Genomic DNA, 15,196 nt, shown 5'->3' on the forward strand with positions numbered 1-15,196 from the left:
GGCGGTTCCCGTGCCTCGGGTGGATCGTCACGCGTCGTCGAGCGCGTCCGCCAGCACCTCAGCCAGGTGCCGGGCCCGCACCCCGGCCAGCTGGTCGAGCTGGGTGCGGCAGGAGTAGCCGTCGGCGAGGACGACCGTGCCCGGCGGGGACTGCCGTACAGCGGGCAGCAGCTGCTCCTCCGCGCAGGCCGCCGACACCTCGAAGTGGCCCTTCTCGAAGCCGAAGTCGCCCGCCAGTCCGCAGCAGCCGCCGCTGAGTTCGCCGGTGAGTCCGGCGGCCTCGCGCAGCCGCCGGTCGGGGGCGTCGCCGAGCACCGCGTGCTGATGGCAGTGGGTCTGGCCGACGACCGGCCGGTCCAGCCGGGGCGGCGACCAGCCGGGCGCGTACCGCTCCAGCGCCTCCGCGAAGGTCACCACCCGCGCCGCGAGACGCCGGGCGCGCGGGTCGTCGGCCAGCAGCTCCGGGAGGTCCGTCCGCAGCGCGGCGGCGCAGCTGGGCTCCAGGACGACGAAGGGCGCCTGCCCCGGCTCCTCCTCCGCCAGGAGCTGCTCCAGCAGGTCTAGGGTGCGCCGCATGACCCCCCGCGCCCGGTCCAGCTGGCCCGTCGAGACGTACGTCAGCCCGCAGCACACCCGCCCGCGCTCCGCCGTGAGCGGGTTGAGGACCTTCGAGACCCCGTCGCCGACCGCCGCCTTCCGCCACCGCCGGGTGGGCGGGGTGAGCACGTCCAGCCCCGCCGCCTCCAGCACCCGTACGGCCGCCCTGCCCACCGACGGCGAGAGGTGCTCGGTGAAGGTGTCCGGCCACAGCACGACCGCAGGTCGGGGCGCGCCGGGCCGCGGCGACGGCCGCCCCTCCCCCGTCCGCGCCCGTGCCACCAGGAGCCGCCCCCACCACCGGGTGAACGTCTGCGGGGCCAGCGGCGGGATCGCCCGCTGCGGCGCGATCCCGGCCACCCGTTTCGCCGCCCACGCCAGGGGCCGCACGCGCGCGAGGACGTTCACGAGCCGGCTCGCGCGCGTGCGGGACACCCAGCGCAGCCACTGCGGCAGCCGGCCCAGCGCGTAGTGGGCGGCGGGGCGGCGCCGGCCCGCGTAGTGGTGGTGCAGGAACTCCGCCTTGTAGGTGGCCATGTCGACCCCGACCGGGCAGTCGGAGCGGCAGCCCTTGCAGGACAGGCACAGGTCCAGGGCGTCGCGGACCTCCGCCGACCGCCAGCCGTCGGTCACCACCTCACCGGCGAGCATCTCGTGCAGCAGCCGGGCCCGCCCGCGCGTGGAGTGCGCCTCCTCCCCCGTCACCCGGAACGAGGGGCACATCACGGCCGGCCCGGTCGCCGTCGTCGTACGGCACTTGGCGACGCCCACACAACGGCGTACGGCGGCCCGGAAGTCGCCGCCGTCGGACGGGTAGCCGAAGACGACCGGCAGCGGTTCACGGGGCAGCACGGCGAAGCGCAGCCCGGAGTCCAGGGGCGCGGGGCGGACCAGCATGCCGGGGTTGAGGAGGTCGTCGGGGTCCCACACGCCCTTCGCCCGCTCGAACAGCGCGATCAGCTCGGGGCCGTACATCCGCGGCAGCAGCTCGGCGCGCGCCTGCCCGTCGCCGTGCTCCCCTGAGAGGGAGCCGCCGTGGGCGACGACCAGGTCGGCGAGTTCCCCGGAGAAGCGGCGGAAGCGCGCCACGCCCGGCGCGGTGAGCAGATCGAAGTCGATCCGGACGTGGATGCAGCCGTCGCCGAAATGGCCGTACGGCGTCCCGCGCAGCCCGTGCGCGGCGAGCAGCGCCCGGAAGTCCCGCAGGTAGGCGCCGAGCCGGGCGGGCGGCACCGCGCAGTCCTCCCAGCCGGGCCAGGCCTCGGAGCCGTCGGGCATCCGGGTCGCCGTGCCGCTGGCGTCCTCCCGGACGCGCCACAGGGCGCGCTGGGCGGCCGGGTCCGTGACCACCAGGGAGCCGACGGTGTCCGAGGCCGCCCGCACGATCGTCTCCGCACGCGCGCGTGCCTCGCCCGGCGACGCGCCGCCGGTCTCCACGAACAGCCAGGCGCCCCCGCGGGGCAGCCCCGCCGGTGACGGGACCAGGTCGGCCGCCATCCCCTCCACGGTCAGCGGCCGGTGGGGCAGCAGTGCGGCCGCGGCCTCGGCGGCGGCGCTCTCGTCGCCGTACCCGAGCACGGCGAGCGCACGCGCGCGTGGGGCCTCGACGAGGCGTACGACCGCCTCCGTGAGCACGCCGAGCGTGCCCTCCGAGCCGCAGAAGGAGCGGGCCACATCGGCGCCCTTCTCGGGCAGCAGCGCGTCGAGCGCGTACCCGGAGATCCGGCGGGGCAGCTCGGGGAAGCCGGTCCGCAGCCGCGCGAGGTCCCCCTCCACCAGCTCCCGCAGCCCGTCGGGCGCCCCGGACCAGCCCTGCCCGAGCCGCAGCCGCCGCCCGCGCGCGGTGACGACCTCCAGCTCGCGCACACTGTCCGCGGTCGTCCCCCAGGCCACCGAGTGCGCGCCGCAGGAGTTGTTGCCGATCATCCCGCCGAGGGTGCAGCGGCTGTGCGTCGCCGGGTCGGGCCCGAAGCGCAGCCCGTGCGGGGCGGCGGCCTCCTGGAGCCGGTCGAGGACCAGCCCGGGCTGGACGACGGCGGTGCGCTCCCGCGGGTCCAGGGCGAGCACCCGGTTCATGTGCCGGGTGAAGTCCAGCACCACGCCCGTACCGGTGGCCTGCCCGGCGATCGACGTGCCGCCGCCGCGCGCGACGACCGGCACGCCGTGGGCCCGGCACACCGCGAGGACCGCGCTCACGTCGTCGGTGTCCCGGGGGGCGACGACCCCCAGCGGGACCCGCCGGTAGTTGGACGCGTCCATGGTGAACACAGCGCGCGAGCCGGCGTCGAAACGCACCTCGCCCCGGACGGCCCCGCGAAGCCCGGCCTCCAGCTCCGTCATGACGTCCATCCGTCAGCCACCCGCCCTTCTGCCACCTCTTGAGACACCGTCTCACCCGACGGACGAGGTTTCGCCCAGGTTTCCCCCACCCGATAACCTCCCCCCGTGGCTGAGATCCAGATTCCCTCTGACATCAAGCCCGCCGACGGACGTTTCGGCGCGGGCCCCTCCAAGGTGCGGACGGAGGCGCTGGACGCCCTCGCCGCCACCGGCACCTCCCTCCTCGGCACCTCCCACCGCCAGGCTCCGGTGAAGAACCTGGTCGGCAAGGTGCGCGAGGGCATCTCCGAGCTGTTCTCCCTCCCCGAGGGCTACGAGGTGATCCTCGGCAACGGCGGCTCGACCGCGTTCTGGGACGTCGCGACCCACGGGCTGATCGAGAACAAGTCGCAGCACCTCACCTTCGGCGAGTTCAGCTCGAAGTTCGCCAAGGCGGCCAAGCTCGCCCCCTGGCTGGCCGAGCCCACCGTCGTCTCCTCCGACCCGGGCACGCACCCCGAGCCGCGGGCCGAGGCGGGCGTGGACGTCTACGCCTTCACGCACAACGAGACGTCGACGGGTGTCGCGGCCCCGCTCCGGCGCGTCGAGGGCGCCGACGAGGGCGCGCTGGTCCTGGTGGACGCCACCTCCGGCGCCGGCGGCCTCCCGGTCGACATCGCCGAGACGGACGTCTACTACTTCGCCCCGCAGAAGTCCTTCGCCTCCGACGGCGGCCTGTGGATCGGCGTGTTCTCCCCGGCGGCGATCGAGCGCGCCGAGCGGATCCACGCCTCCGGCCGGCACATCCCCGAGTTCTTCAGCCTGCCGACGGCGATCGACAACTCGCGCAAGAACCAGACCTACAACACCCCGGCGCTCGCCACCCTCTTCCTGCTGAACGAGCAGCTGGAGTGGATCAACGGCCAGGGCGGTCTGGCCTTCTCCACGGGCCGCACCAAGGACTCCTCGACCCGTCTGTACAGCTGGGCCAAGGAGTCGAAGCACGCGACGCCGTTCGTCACCGACCCGGCCAAGCGCTCGCAGGTCATCGGCACGATCGACTTCGCGGACGAGATCGACGCCGCCGCGGTCGCGAAGGTCCTGCGGGCCAACGGGATCGTCGACACCGAGCCCTACCGCAAGCTCGGCCGCAACCAGCTGCGCGTCGCGATGTTCCCGGCGATCGACCCGGCGGACGTCGAGGCGCTCACGCGGTGCATCGACTACGTGATCGAGAAGCTGTAACGGCTTCCGCACGACGCTGAGGGGCGCCCGGTGATCCACCGGGCGCCCCTCGTGTGCTGTCGCTCAGCTCTCGCTGATGAGCTTCTCGTACGCCTTGGCGTCGAGCAGCCCGTTGGAGGACGCCGCACCCTTGATCTTGAAGAGCCACATCCCGTAGGGGTCGCCGTTGACGTCCTCCGGGCTGTCGGTGACCTCCTGGTTGACCGCGACGACCTGCCCGGTGACCGGGCTGTACAGCTCGGACACCGACTTGACCGACTCCACCGTGCCGACGGCATGTCCGACCTCGACCTTCCGGCCGACCTCGGGCAGCTCGAAGAAGACGATGTCGCCGAGGTTCTTCTGGGCGAAGTCCGTGATGCCGACGGTCACGGTGCCGTCGGTCCCGGTCTCGACCCATTCGTGGTCTTCGGTGTAGCGGAGGTGGGTGGGCACCTGGGACATGTCTGCTCCTTCAGCGGTGGAGAGGTGATCGGGGACAGCCTCGCCCCCCGATCACACAGAACCCGACATTTCCGGCGCCACGGTCCTCCAGGCAGGTGACGGACGGGTCAGCCGCGAACGCCGACCAGCGTGTGCAGGGTGTCGGCGGACGTCGTACCGGCCGACCGGTCCGCGGTCAGGGCGGACTGCGTCGAGCTCGCCGGCACCGGGTCGGCCGTCTTCTTGCAGACCGCGTCGGCCACACCGCTGCCGCGCGGGACGGTCCCGTCGGTCAGGTACTTGGCGAGGTACTTGTCCAGGCAGGCGTTGCCGCTCAGCGTGATGCCGTGGTTGCCGCCGCCCTGCTCGACCACCAGGCTGGAGTGCTTGAGCAGACGGTGGACGGCGACACCGCCCTGGTACGGGGTGGCCGCGTCGTTCGTCGCCTGGAACAGCAGGACCGGCGGGAGCTTGCTGTTGGCGACGTTCACCGGCTTCAGGGTCTTCGTCGGCCAGAACGCGCACGGCGCGTTGTACCAGGCGTTGTTCCAGGCCATGAACGGTGCCTTCTCGTAGACGGCCCAGTTGTCCTTGCGCCACTGGTTCCAGTCGCGCGGCCAGGAGACGTCACGGCACTGCACGGCGGTGTAGACGCTGTAGCCGTTGTCGCCGGAGGCGTCGATGGCCGCGATGCTCTCGTAGGCCTTGATCAGCGGGGCGTCGTTCTCGGCGTTCACGTGGGCGGCGAACGCCGAGGCGAGGACGGGCCAGTAGCCGTTGTAGTAGCCGCCGGGGATGAAGGTGTCCTCCAGCTCGGAGGCGCCCACCTCGCCGCCGGCCGGCTTCTTGGCGAGGTCGGCCCGCATCGCGTACCACTTGGCCTCGACCACGGCCGGGTCGGTGCCGAGCTTGTACGTGCCGTTGTACTTGGCGATCCACGCCATCAGCGCCTTCTGGCGGGCGTCGAAGGCGTAGTCCTGGGTGATGTTGGCGTCGTACCAGACCCCGCCGGGGTCGACGATCGAGTCCAGGACCAGTCGGCGCACCCGGGTCGGGAAGAGCTTGGCGTAGACCTGGCCCAGGTAGGTGCCGTACGAGTAGCCGAAGTAGTTGATCTTCTTGGCGCCGAGCGCCTTGCGGATCTGGTCCATGTCCTTCACGGCGCTGACCGTGTTGATGTACGGCAGGACGTCCGCGTACTTGGTGCCGCAGGCCTTGGCGAACGCCTTGGCGCGCGCGAGGTTGGCCTTCTCGATCGCGGCGGTGCTGGGCACGGAGTCCGGGCGGACCGGGTTGAAGTAACCCGGCTTGCAGTCCAGGGCGGGCTTGCTCTTGCCGACGCCGCGCGGGTCGAAGCCGATGACGTCGTACTGCGCCGCGACCGACTTGGGCAGGGAGGACGCCACGAACCCCGCGAGGGTCAGTCCGCTGCCGCCGGGGCCGCCGGGGTTGACCAGCAGCGGGCCCTGGTACTTGCGCGCGGTGTGCGGGACGCGGGAGAGGGCCAGGGTTATCTTCCGGCCGTTCGGCTTGGCGTAGTTCAGCGGCACCTTCACCGACGCGCACTGGAGCGTCGGGTAGTCCTCCGTCGCGCACTTCTTCCAGGTGACCCTCGCCGCCTGGGCCGCCGTCGCGGACTGCGACGAGGCGGCCTCGGCCGGGACGGCCGTGAGAGATCCGGCCAGGACGACGGTCGCGCCACACAGCACGGCTGTGCTTCTTCTCATGAAGTTCCTTCACGGAATGGGGGGGTTCGGCAGGACCGGAAAATTCACGATCCCCGCTGGATCTTTCCGAAGAAGCACGCCCATCTGAAGGTTTTCGGCCGAAAATTTGGAACTCATTTGGCCCGGACGGACTCCACAGGCGCCGGAAAGCTGTCGCAACGTCAGGGCAAAGACCGACAGGACCCGTTGAGCCTCCGCAGCCGCGCGCCGCAGACTGGCGATCACACCGAAAGGGGCGGCGGGGACATGAACATACCCGGCACCGTGCTGGTCGCGGTACGGCACATCCTCAGCGACAAGGTGACCGGCGGCTTCATCCGGCCGAGGACCCGCACGATCACCTGGCGCGACACCTTCCTGCGGGTCCGGCGGCCGCAGTCGGGCAAGCAGACGGTCGAGGTGGTCTGCGGGGTCTGTGAGAGGTCACTGCTGGCCGAGGTGCGCGACGAGACCCGGACCGGCCGGACCAAGGCCGTCCTGCTGACCCTCGCAGCGATCTCCGTGGCCCTCTTCGTGGCCGCCCTCGCCTACGCGATCCACGAGGGCGGCAAGACGCTCCCCGAGGGGCAGTCCCTGCCCGCCCTCTTCCCGGTCAGCGTGATCGGCGTCTTCGTCACCTTCGTGGCGGCACCCGTCCTGTACGTCCAGGGCCGCCACTACAACGGGGTGAGCATGCTCAGCCCGCGCCGGGAGGCGAGGGGCCACCAGCTCAAGCCGGTACGGGCCTGATCGCCGCAGGACAACGGCGCCCCCTCGCCCGCGCCGGCCCGGCCCGGCCGACTCTCAGCTCGCCGTGCAGCTCACGGTCGGCGCCGTCCCGCCGCCGGGCGCGCCCCCGAACCCGAAGGTCGTCGAGGCGCCCGCCGCGATCGCGCCGTTGTGGGAGGCGTTCGCCGCGGTCACGGTCGTCCCGCTCTGGGTGTACGAGGCGTTCCACATGGTCGTGACCTGCTGACCGCCGCTCCAGCTCCAGGTGACCTTCCAGGAACCGATCGCGGCCGCCCCGGTGTTGGTCACCTTCACCTCGGCGTTGAAGCCGCCGCCCCAGTCGCTGGTGACCGTGTAGGCGGCGGAGCAGGTGGCCGAGCCGCCGCCTCCCCCGCCGCCCCCGCCCCCGCCGGTGCCGGTGCCGGGGAAGCCGGGTGCCTTGACGCTCGCCAGGTAGGCGTCCTTCACCGTGTCCACGGTCTGCCAGTCGTCCTTGAGGATCCCGCCCGTGTCACCGGAGTTGGGGTTCCAGGACCAGAACGTCCAGTGGAAGGAGTCGGCGCCGTTCGTCGACGTCGGCCGCAGATAGCTCACCAGCGCCGCCAGCCACCGCTGGTCCACGGTCGCCTGGAGCGTGGTGCCGAACTCCCCCACCCACACGGGCGCGATGTTCTGCTTGAAGAGGTAACCCCAGTACTTGTCCCAGATCCCCGGCATGTTGGCGGGGAACGTCGGATCGCTGAACCAGCTCTGCTGGGCCACGCTGGTGGCGTAGTCGTGGGCCGAGTAGACGACCCGGTTCGCCACGCTCAGCTGCACGGGGTACTGCGCGACCCCCATCAGGTTGCCGCCCCACCAGCCCGAGACGCCGTTGAAGGTCTGGACGCCCTCGACGAAGATCAGCAGGTTGGGGTTGACGGACAGGACGGCGTTGCCCGCGCGCTGGGCGGCCAGCCGCCAGTCCGTCGCGGTGTCGCCGCAGCCCCAGCAGGCCGGGTCGTGGGGCTCGTTGTGCAGGTCGATGCCGACGACCGTGGACTGGCCCGCGTAACGGGCCGCCAGCGCCTTGAGGTTGGCGATCCACGTCGACTCGGGGACGGCCGCGGTGTACCAGAGGGCCGACTGGCCGCCGGAGTCCGGGCGGTGCCGGTCGAGGATCACCTTGAGGCCGTCCTGACCGGCGTACGAGACGATCTTGTCGAGGACTCCCAGGGAGCCCAGCCCCTGGAGGCCAGCGTTCTTGCCGCTGCTGAAGTCGATGCCGGTGGGCACGGTCGAGCTCTTGAAGATGTCGTCGCTGTACGGGATCCGGATCGTGTTGTAGCCCAGCGACTTCATCTGGTCGATCATGCTCTTGTAGTCACGGGACCACAGGCCGTGGACGACGTAGTTGCCGGTCTCGAAGCCGAACCAGTTGATCCCGGCGATCCGGACCGGCTGCCCGGCCGCGTCGAGGATCTGCCGGCCGCTGGTGTGCCAGTACCCGGCACCGGCGTCGGCCGCCGCGGCGGTGGCCGCCGGGGCCGCTTGGGCGGACTGGACGCCCGCCGCCAGGGGGAGCAGCAGGGCCGCGGCGGCGGCGCACAGCGCTCTGCGGAGGTTGCGGAACATGGCGTTGCTTCCTCTCGGGGCGGCGCGGGCCCGGAACTGCATGGGAGCGCTCCCATACCCGCGCACCCTCCAGGAAACTGACGCTGCATGTGCGCGTCAAGAAGCGCGGCGGTACCTGGTGCGGGTGCCGCCGCGCCGCCTCGGACGACGGGTCAGGGATTGTCGGGATCCTCGATGAGATTGAGCAGCGCGACGATGTCGTCGATCTCCCCGTCCCCGGTGACGGTCACGCCGACCTTCAGGAAGCTGATCGGGTGCGGGGGGACGATCGGATGGGGAGGCACGAAGAGGCCGATCTCGCGGAAGACCGGGGAGGCGATCAGCGGTGTGACGGGACCCGGTGGGAAGGCGAGTTCGTCGCTGTCCGCGCCGACGAACAGATACCGGCCGCCGGTCGTCTGCCCCACGCCGGTCGTGGGGCCCAGGGCGCTGATGATCCGGGCCGTGCCCCCGCCGCCCGTGTTCGTCCGGGTGACGACGGTGACGGAGAGGCTTCCGGTGATGTCGATCTTCTCCTCGGCGCCCTGGATCTGGCCGCTCAGCGCCAGCGTGGCGGTCCGCGCGTGCACGGCCGGGAAGGCGACGGCGGCGGCCCCGGCCGGCTGTGCACCGGCGAGGGTCACCGGCCCCGTCAGGGCCAGGGCGGCCACGAGCAGACAGAGGCGACGAGCGACGCGTCTTCTCACGTCACGTACAGCAGGACCGCGCATCAGGTCTCCCAAAGGTGAGGGCGGGACCGCGTTCCGAGTCCGCCCCCGTCCCGCGGGACACCCCAGCCTGACCGGCGGGCCGCACCCGTGTCGCGCGGTGCGGCGCGAACGGGTGACGCCGCCGCACCGCGAGGGGGATCAGCCGCGGCGCAGCAGCCGCCGGAAGCCGAAGAAGGCGGCGACGACGGCGGCCACGGCGAGGGCGCCGAACGTGACGTTCCCGGTGGCCGCCGAGGAACCGGAGGAGTCGGACGCGGAGTCCGAACCGTCCTTGCCCGAAGGAGACTTGGCGGACGAGCCGCTGTCGGGGGCGTCCTCCGCGACCACCGAGCTCCCGGTGCCCTCGCTGCCGTACATCAGCTTGGTGCCGTCGGCCGAGTAGCTGAGGGACTCCCCCTGCCGCTGCAACGGCACGTCGAGCCGGCCCTTGCGCTTGAGGTCGCCGCCGTTCCAGTCGTAGCGGATGCCGCCGAAGTAGCCGCGTACGGCGAGCTGGGAGCCGTCCGGGGAGAAGGCGGCGTCGGTGGCCCACAGGTCGACGGTGGCGATCGGCTTGAAGACGTTCTTGCCTCGGGTGGAGAGGGTCGCCGGGCCCTCGAAGAGGTGTCCGCCGTCCTCGTTCTTGTCGATGATGTAGACCCGGCCGGTCTTGGGGTGCACGACCAGCGACTCGGCGTCGCGGGCCCCGTCCGCGTACGTCACGACGTACTGCGTGGCGCGGACGGTGGCGTCGGCGAGGGTCTTGGGCTCGGGCAGTTCGTAGATCCAGACGTACGGCCAGTTGCCGCCGAGGTTGTCGCCGATGTCGCCGACGTAGATCTTGTTGTCGGGGCCGATCGAGATGGCCTCGACGTCACGGGGCCGGCCGATGCCGGTGAGGGTGAGGCGGGCGACGGTCTTCCCTGTGGCGCTGTCGACGGCGTAGAGGTAGGGGCCGTCGTCGCTGTCGTTGTGCGTCCAGTAGATGCCGGGGTGCTGGTGGGAGGCGGCGAGGCCGCTGGACTCGGTGATGCGCGGATCCTCGATGGTGAACCCCTGGTCCCCCTTGTCCCCGGTGTCGTCCCGGTCCGCCCCGGCGGCGGAGGCGGGCACGGCGAAGGCGCCCACGAGGAGGGTGGCGGCGAGAAGGGCCCCGGCTCGGGCGGCGAAGGGTCGGCGCATGCCCTCAAGCGTGCCATCCCGCCCGGGCGTTCCCGCGTCGTGGCCGGTCTCACACGCCAGGGGCCGCCTTGATCCCGCATCATGAGCGGATGCTCAGGTTGATGCCCGTAGGTGACTCGATGACCATCGGAAGCGCGGGCGACCACACGTGGCGCTACCGCATGTGGCGGCATCTGTGCGCCACGTACGGCGGCCCGTTCACCCTGGTGGGCCCGCGCGAGACGCTCTACGACAAGGCGGCGGACGCCCCGGCCTCGTACGCGTACGCCGACCCCGATTTCCCGCGCGCCCATCTGGCCGGCTGGGGCGAGGGCTGGCTGCACATGGCACCCCTGATCGCCGACGCGGTCCGCACCGCGCGGGCGGACGTCCTCCTCGTCTCCCTCGGCCTGATCGACCTCGGCTTCTACACGAACGCGGAGCAGACGGCGGACAACGCCCGCGCGTTCGTGGCCGAGGCCCGCTCGGCCAACCCGCGGATCCGTATGGTCTGGCTGCCGGTGATACACAACGTCCGCGCCGCCGACGACCCCGGCTTCGCGGCCCAGGTAGCCCTCTTCAACGAGCTGCTGGCGAAGACCGCGGCGGACGTGGACGAGCCGGCCTCGCCCGTCCTGCTGGCGTCGGTCCCCCGGGACTGGGACCTGCACACCGACACCTACGACGGCACCCACCCGAGCGCCCGCGGTGAGCACCGCCTGGCGGCGGCCTTCGCGGACGCGATGCACCAGGGGTGGGGGCTGGGCGGGGAGTACGAGGGCTGAGCCGCGGCGGCGCGTCGGCACGTGCCCTGGTGGCCGTGCAGTGACCGCCGCCCCTGCGACAGGAGCGGCGGCCTTGGGTACGGCGGCCCGGTGGATCACCAGGCGAATGCCTCCGGAGAGGGACCCGGGCCGGGGAAAATCTCGTCGAGAGCCGTCAGAAGCTCCTCCGGCAGCTCCAGTTCGACCGCCCGCAGCGCGGAGTCGAGTTGCTCGGCGGTGCGCGGGCCGACGATCGGCCCGGTCACGCCGGGCCGGGTGAGCAGCCAGGCCAGGGCGACCTCGCCGGGCTCCAGGCCGTGCTTGTCGAGCAGTTCCTCGTACGCCTGGATCCTGGCGCGTGCGGCCGGGTCGGCGAGGACGTCGGCGGCCCGGCCGGAGCCGCGCCGCCCGCCCTCGGCCTCCTTCTTGATGACGCCGCCGAGCAGCCCGCCGTGCAGCGGCGACCAGGGGATGACGCCGAGGCCGTAGTCCTGCGCGGCCGGGATGACCTCCATCTCGGCGCGGCGCTCGAAGAGGTTGTACAGGCACTGCTCGCTGACGAGGCCGATCGTGCCGCCGCGCCGGGCGGCGGTCTCGTTGGCCTGGGCGATCTTGTACCCGGGGAAGTTGCTGGACCCCACGTAAAGGATCTTGCCCTGCTGGACCAGGACGTCGATGGCCTGCCAGATCTCCTCGAACGGAGTGTTCCGGTCGATGTGGTGGAACTGGTAGACGTCGATGTAGTCGGTCCGGAGCCGCTTGAGCGACGCGTCCACGGCCCGCCGGATGTTCACTGCCGACAACTTGTCGTGGTTCGGCCACGCCGCGCCGTCCGCGCCCATGTTGCCGTACACCTTGGTGGCGAGGACGACCTTGTCACGGCGCTCGCCCTGCGCGAACCAGTTGCCGATGATGCTTTCGGTACGGCCCTTGTTCTCGCCCCACCCATACACATTCGCCGTATCCACGAAATTCAGCCCCGCGTCGAGCGCCGCGTCCATGATCGCGTGGCTGGTGGCTTCGTCCGTCTGGGGACCGAAGTTCATGGTGCCGAGGACCAGTCGGCTGACCTTGAGTCCGGTGCGTCCGAGCTGCGTGTACTCCATGGGACCCCAGCCAACGCCTTCGAGTCTGCTCAAGGCAAGGTACGTGGCATCAGGGTCGGCCCAGCGCGCGGTACTCCCAGCCCGCGCCGCGCCACTGGACGGGGTCCAGGGCGTGGCGCCCGTCGACGATCCGTCGCCGGGCCACGACCGCGCCCAGCGCGTGCGGGTCGATCTCCCGGAACTCGGTCCACTCGGTGAGCAGCACCACTACGTCCGCCCCGGCGGCCGCGCCGAGCACGTCCGTGCCGTAGGTCAGGTCCGGGTAGGCGCGCCGGGCGTTCTCGGTGGCCGCCGGGTCGATGACGGTCACCTGCGCGCCGGCCTGGTGCAGGGTCCTGGCCACATGCAGCGCGGGAGCGTCCCGGATGTCGTCGGAGTTGGGCTTGAACGCGGCGCCCAGCGCGAGGACCTTGGCGCCGGCCAGCTCTCCGCCGGCCAGTTCGCGAACCAGGTCCACCGTGCGGGCCCGACGCCGTTGGTTGATGGCGTCGACCTCGCGCAGGAAGGAGACGGCCTGGCCGACGCCCAGTTCCTCGGCGCGGTGGCTGAAGGCCCTGATGTCCTTGGGCAGGCAGCCGCCGCCGAAGCCGAGGCCCGGCTTGAGGAACCGGCCGCCGATCCGGTCGTCGTAGGCCAGCGCCTCGGCGAGGCCGGTGACGTCGGCGCCGGTCGCCTCACAGACCTCCGCCATGGCGTTGATGTAGGAGATCTTGGTGGCGAGGAAGGAGTTGGCGGCGACCTTGACCAGTTCGGCGGTGGGCAGGTCGGTGACGACCACCGGGGTGCCCTGAGCGATCACCGGGGCGAAGGCGGCGCGCAGTTGCTGCTCGGCCCACTCCGACGCCGTACCGAAGACCAGCCGGTCGGGCCGCATGGTGTCGTCCACGGCATAGCCCTCGCGCAGGAACTCCGGGTTCCAGGCGAGTTCGACGTCCGTCCCGGCCGGTGCGGTCCGCTGAACGAGGTCCGTCAACCGGGCGGCGGTACCCACCGGGACGGTGGACTTGCCCACCACGAGGGTGCGTCGGCGCAGGTGCTGGGCGAGTTCGCCGACCGCGCTGTCGACGTAGCGCATGTCGGCCGCGTGCGAGCCCGGCTGCTGAGGCGTGCCCACGCAGATGAAGTGGACGTCGCCGAATGCGCCGGCCTCGGCGAAGTTCGTGGTGAACCGCAGCCGGCCGGTGTCGAGGGCCTTCGCGAGCAGTTCCGGGAGGCCGGGCTCGAAGAAGGGCACCTCGCCCGAGTTGAGCCGCTCGATCTTGTCCGGGTCGACGTCCACGCCGAGGACGTCGAAGCCCAGGAACGCCATGCAGATGGCGTGGGTGGCGCCGAGGTAGCCGGTGCCTATGACGGTCAGGCGGGGAGCGTGTGTCGTGGTGTCGACTCTGCGTGCGTCGTCCGAAGAGGTCACGGTGGCTCCAGGGGTGTGTGTCCGGGCGTGTTCGCCCGCCGCACCGGCCGATGGCGGCCTGCCGAAGCGGGAGAACGGGGAAACGGGTGAAGGGGTGACGGGGTGACGGGGTGACGGGGGACAGCGGAAGGCGGGGGACAGCGGAAGGCGGGGAACGGGGTGGGCGGGGTGGGGTCAGGAGGTGCAGGCGATGTTGGCGAGGCCGTCGGCCGCGTCGTTCGCCTTGTTGTCGCAGGTGACTTTGTTGCCGTCGGACGTGAGATGGAAGCCGAAGCCGGGCCCGTCCACGTTCGCGGTGTTGCCCCGGAAGGTGTTGTCGGTGCCCCATCCGTCGACGATCTGGTGGGTCTGGAAGCCGTCCTGCGGTGAGTGGCTTCCGGTGTTGCCCTGCAACAGCCAGCCGTTGCCCTTCACATCGACCCAGGAGTCGTTGTTGTGGGAGCTGCTCAGCTTCGATCCGTCGAACGTGTTGTCGATGACCTTGCCGTCGCTGGTGCCCTCCTTGATGTCGACGGACTCGGCGGTGGTGTCGCTGATGTGGTTGCCCAGCACGACGTTGCGGTCGCTGGTGTCGGTCTTGCAGTGGGTCACGATGCACCAGTTGGACTTGGCGGTGCCGATGTAGATGCCCTCGCCGTACTTCTCGCGGCGCAGCCCGGTGGTGCGGACGGTGTTGTCCCGGACCATGTTGTCCGAGCTGAACGCGCGCAGGTGGATGCCCTCGTCACCGATCTGTTCGACGGTGAGGCCCTGGATGACGGTGCCCACCACACCGTCCGCCATCACGCCCTTCTGCGCGTCGCGGACCGTGAAGCCGACCAGCCGCCAGTAGCTGACGTGGTCCAGGTGGAAGGCGTAGCCGTCGTCGATGCCGCCGCCGTCGAGGACCGCCCCGGAACCGCCGCACAGGTAGATCGGCTTCGCTTCCGTACCGGAGACCTCGGCGGTGAAGTTGCCCAGGTAGGTGCCGTTGGCCAGGGAGATGGTGTCGCCGGGCCGTGCCTGGGAGAGGGCCTGTTCGAGCATGGCGGCGGTGCGCACCGTGAAGTCGGACGCGGGACAGGTGACCGCGGAGTCGGGTACCGAGCCGCTGGTGGCCTGCGAGGTCGGGGCCTTGGGGGCCCCCGACCGGGTCGGCAGGGCCGACGTGCCCGCCTCGTCCGGGGGCGCCTCCGTCGCCCAGGCCCTGGGCCCGGCGCTGTCGGCCCCGGCCTTCATCCTCGGTTCCCCTCCGCCGCCGCTCCCCGCCACCGCCACGGCGAGCGCGACCAGCGCGACCAGCAACGCGCCCGCGGCCAGCCAGACGGCCGGCTGCCGGAAGGGACCGCCTTCAGCAGGGGGCGGCGGAGCGGGCGGCGGGGTCGACGGCATGGGCGGTGTGGAAGACATGGGCGGGAACTCCGGTCCGTCCGGTCGGTCAGTCGATTGAGGGGGC

The 15,196-nt window shown here is 71.7% G+C and carries 12 protein-coding genes; 3 read left to right on the forward strand and 9 right to left on the reverse strand.

Going from position 1 to position 15,196, the window contains the following annotated elements:
- Positions 1-27: 27 nt before the first annotated feature.
- Positions 28-2,937, reverse strand: coding sequence for an FAD-binding and (Fe-S)-binding domain-containing protein (locus AQJ58_RS18615; protein WP_067251832.1), 2,910 nt, complete (start codon positions 2,935-2,937; stop codon positions 28-30).
- 105 nt (positions 2,938-3,042) lie between these two features.
- Between AQJ58_RS18615 and serC the strand changes: the two genes are divergently transcribed.
- Positions 3,043-4,161 carry a phosphoserine transaminase gene (gene serC, locus AQJ58_RS18620; RefSeq protein ID WP_067251487.1) on the forward strand — a complete coding sequence of 373 codons (1,119 nt, stop codon included), beginning with the start codon at positions 3,043-3,045 and terminating at the stop codon, positions 4,159-4,161.
- Between the two features lie 63 nt (positions 4,162-4,224).
- On the opposite strand, the gene gcvH is transcribed toward serC, so the two are convergent.
- Both gcvH and AQJ58_RS18630 read right to left on the reverse strand, forming a co-directional pair.
- A complete protein-coding gene (gcvH, locus tag AQJ58_RS18625) occupies positions 4,225-4,605 on the reverse strand; it encodes a glycine cleavage system protein GcvH (protein WP_067251488.1) in 381 nt (126 codons plus the stop codon).
- Between the two features lie 107 nt (positions 4,606-4,712).
- Positions 4,713-6,311, reverse strand: coding sequence for an alpha/beta hydrolase (locus AQJ58_RS18630; RefSeq protein ID WP_067251490.1), 1,599 nt, complete (start codon positions 6,309-6,311; stop codon positions 4,713-4,715).
- A gap of 246 nt (positions 6,312-6,557) precedes the next feature.
- Between AQJ58_RS18630 and AQJ58_RS18635 the strand changes: the two genes are divergently transcribed.
- A complete protein-coding gene (locus tag AQJ58_RS18635; protein WP_067251491.1) occupies positions 6,558-7,040 on the forward strand; it encodes a hypothetical protein in 483 nt (160 codons plus the stop codon).
- 54 nt (positions 7,041-7,094) lie between these two features.
- Here AQJ58_RS18635 and AQJ58_RS18640 read toward each other — a convergent pair whose 3' ends face one another.
- The 3 genes from AQJ58_RS18640 to AQJ58_RS18650 all read right to left on the reverse strand — a co-directional run bounded on the left by AQJ58_RS18640 (position 7,095) and on the right by AQJ58_RS18650 (position 10,501).
- Positions 7,095-8,630, reverse strand: a complete 1,536-nt coding sequence (locus AQJ58_RS18640; RefSeq protein WP_067251493.1) for a cellulase family glycosylhydrolase — start codon at positions 8,628-8,630, stop codon at positions 7,095-7,097.
- A gap of 152 nt (positions 8,631-8,782) precedes the next feature.
- Entirely contained in the window at positions 8,783-9,316 is a 534-nt protein-coding gene (locus AQJ58_RS18645) for a hypothetical protein (RefSeq protein WP_159056263.1), read from the reverse strand.
- A 162-nt stretch (positions 9,317-9,478) separates the two neighbouring features.
- Positions 9,479-10,501 carry a hypothetical protein gene (locus AQJ58_RS18650; protein ID WP_067251497.1) on the reverse strand — a complete coding sequence of 341 codons (1,023 nt, stop codon included), beginning with the start codon at positions 10,499-10,501 and terminating at the stop codon, positions 9,479-9,481.
- Between the two features lie 89 nt (positions 10,502-10,590).
- Here AQJ58_RS18650 and AQJ58_RS18655 point away from each other — a divergent pair, with 89 nt between their 5' ends.
- Positions 10,591-11,265, forward strand: coding sequence for a GDSL-type esterase/lipase family protein (locus AQJ58_RS18655; protein WP_067251498.1), 675 nt, complete (start codon positions 10,591-10,593; stop codon positions 11,263-11,265).
- Positions 11,266-11,360: 95 nt separating this feature from the next.
- Here the strand turns inward: AQJ58_RS18655 and AQJ58_RS18660 are convergent, their stop codons facing one another.
- The 3 genes from AQJ58_RS18660 to AQJ58_RS18670 form a co-directional block, all read right to left on the reverse strand.
- Entirely contained in the window at positions 11,361-12,350 is a 990-nt protein-coding gene (locus tag AQJ58_RS18660) for an aldo/keto reductase (protein ID WP_067251500.1), read from the reverse strand.
- Positions 12,351-12,399: 49 nt separating this feature from the next.
- The gene (locus tag AQJ58_RS18665; RefSeq protein WP_067251501.1) at positions 12,400-13,761 is read right to left on the reverse strand and encodes a UDP-glucose dehydrogenase family protein; all 1,362 of its coding nucleotides are present in this window, start codon (positions 13,759-13,761) and stop codon (positions 12,400-12,402) included.
- A gap of 174 nt (positions 13,762-13,935) precedes the next feature.
- The gene (locus AQJ58_RS18670; RefSeq protein WP_067251503.1) at positions 13,936-15,150 is read right to left on the reverse strand and encodes a right-handed parallel beta-helix repeat-containing protein; all 1,215 of its coding nucleotides are present in this window, start codon (positions 15,148-15,150) and stop codon (positions 13,936-13,938) included.
- Positions 15,151-15,196 lie beyond the last annotated feature (46 nt).

Origin of the sequence: Streptomyces sp. DSM 15324, from assembly GCF_001514285.1 — a bacterium.
Classification (GTDB): domain Bacteria; phylum Actinomycetota; class Actinomycetes; order Streptomycetales; family Streptomycetaceae; genus Streptomyces.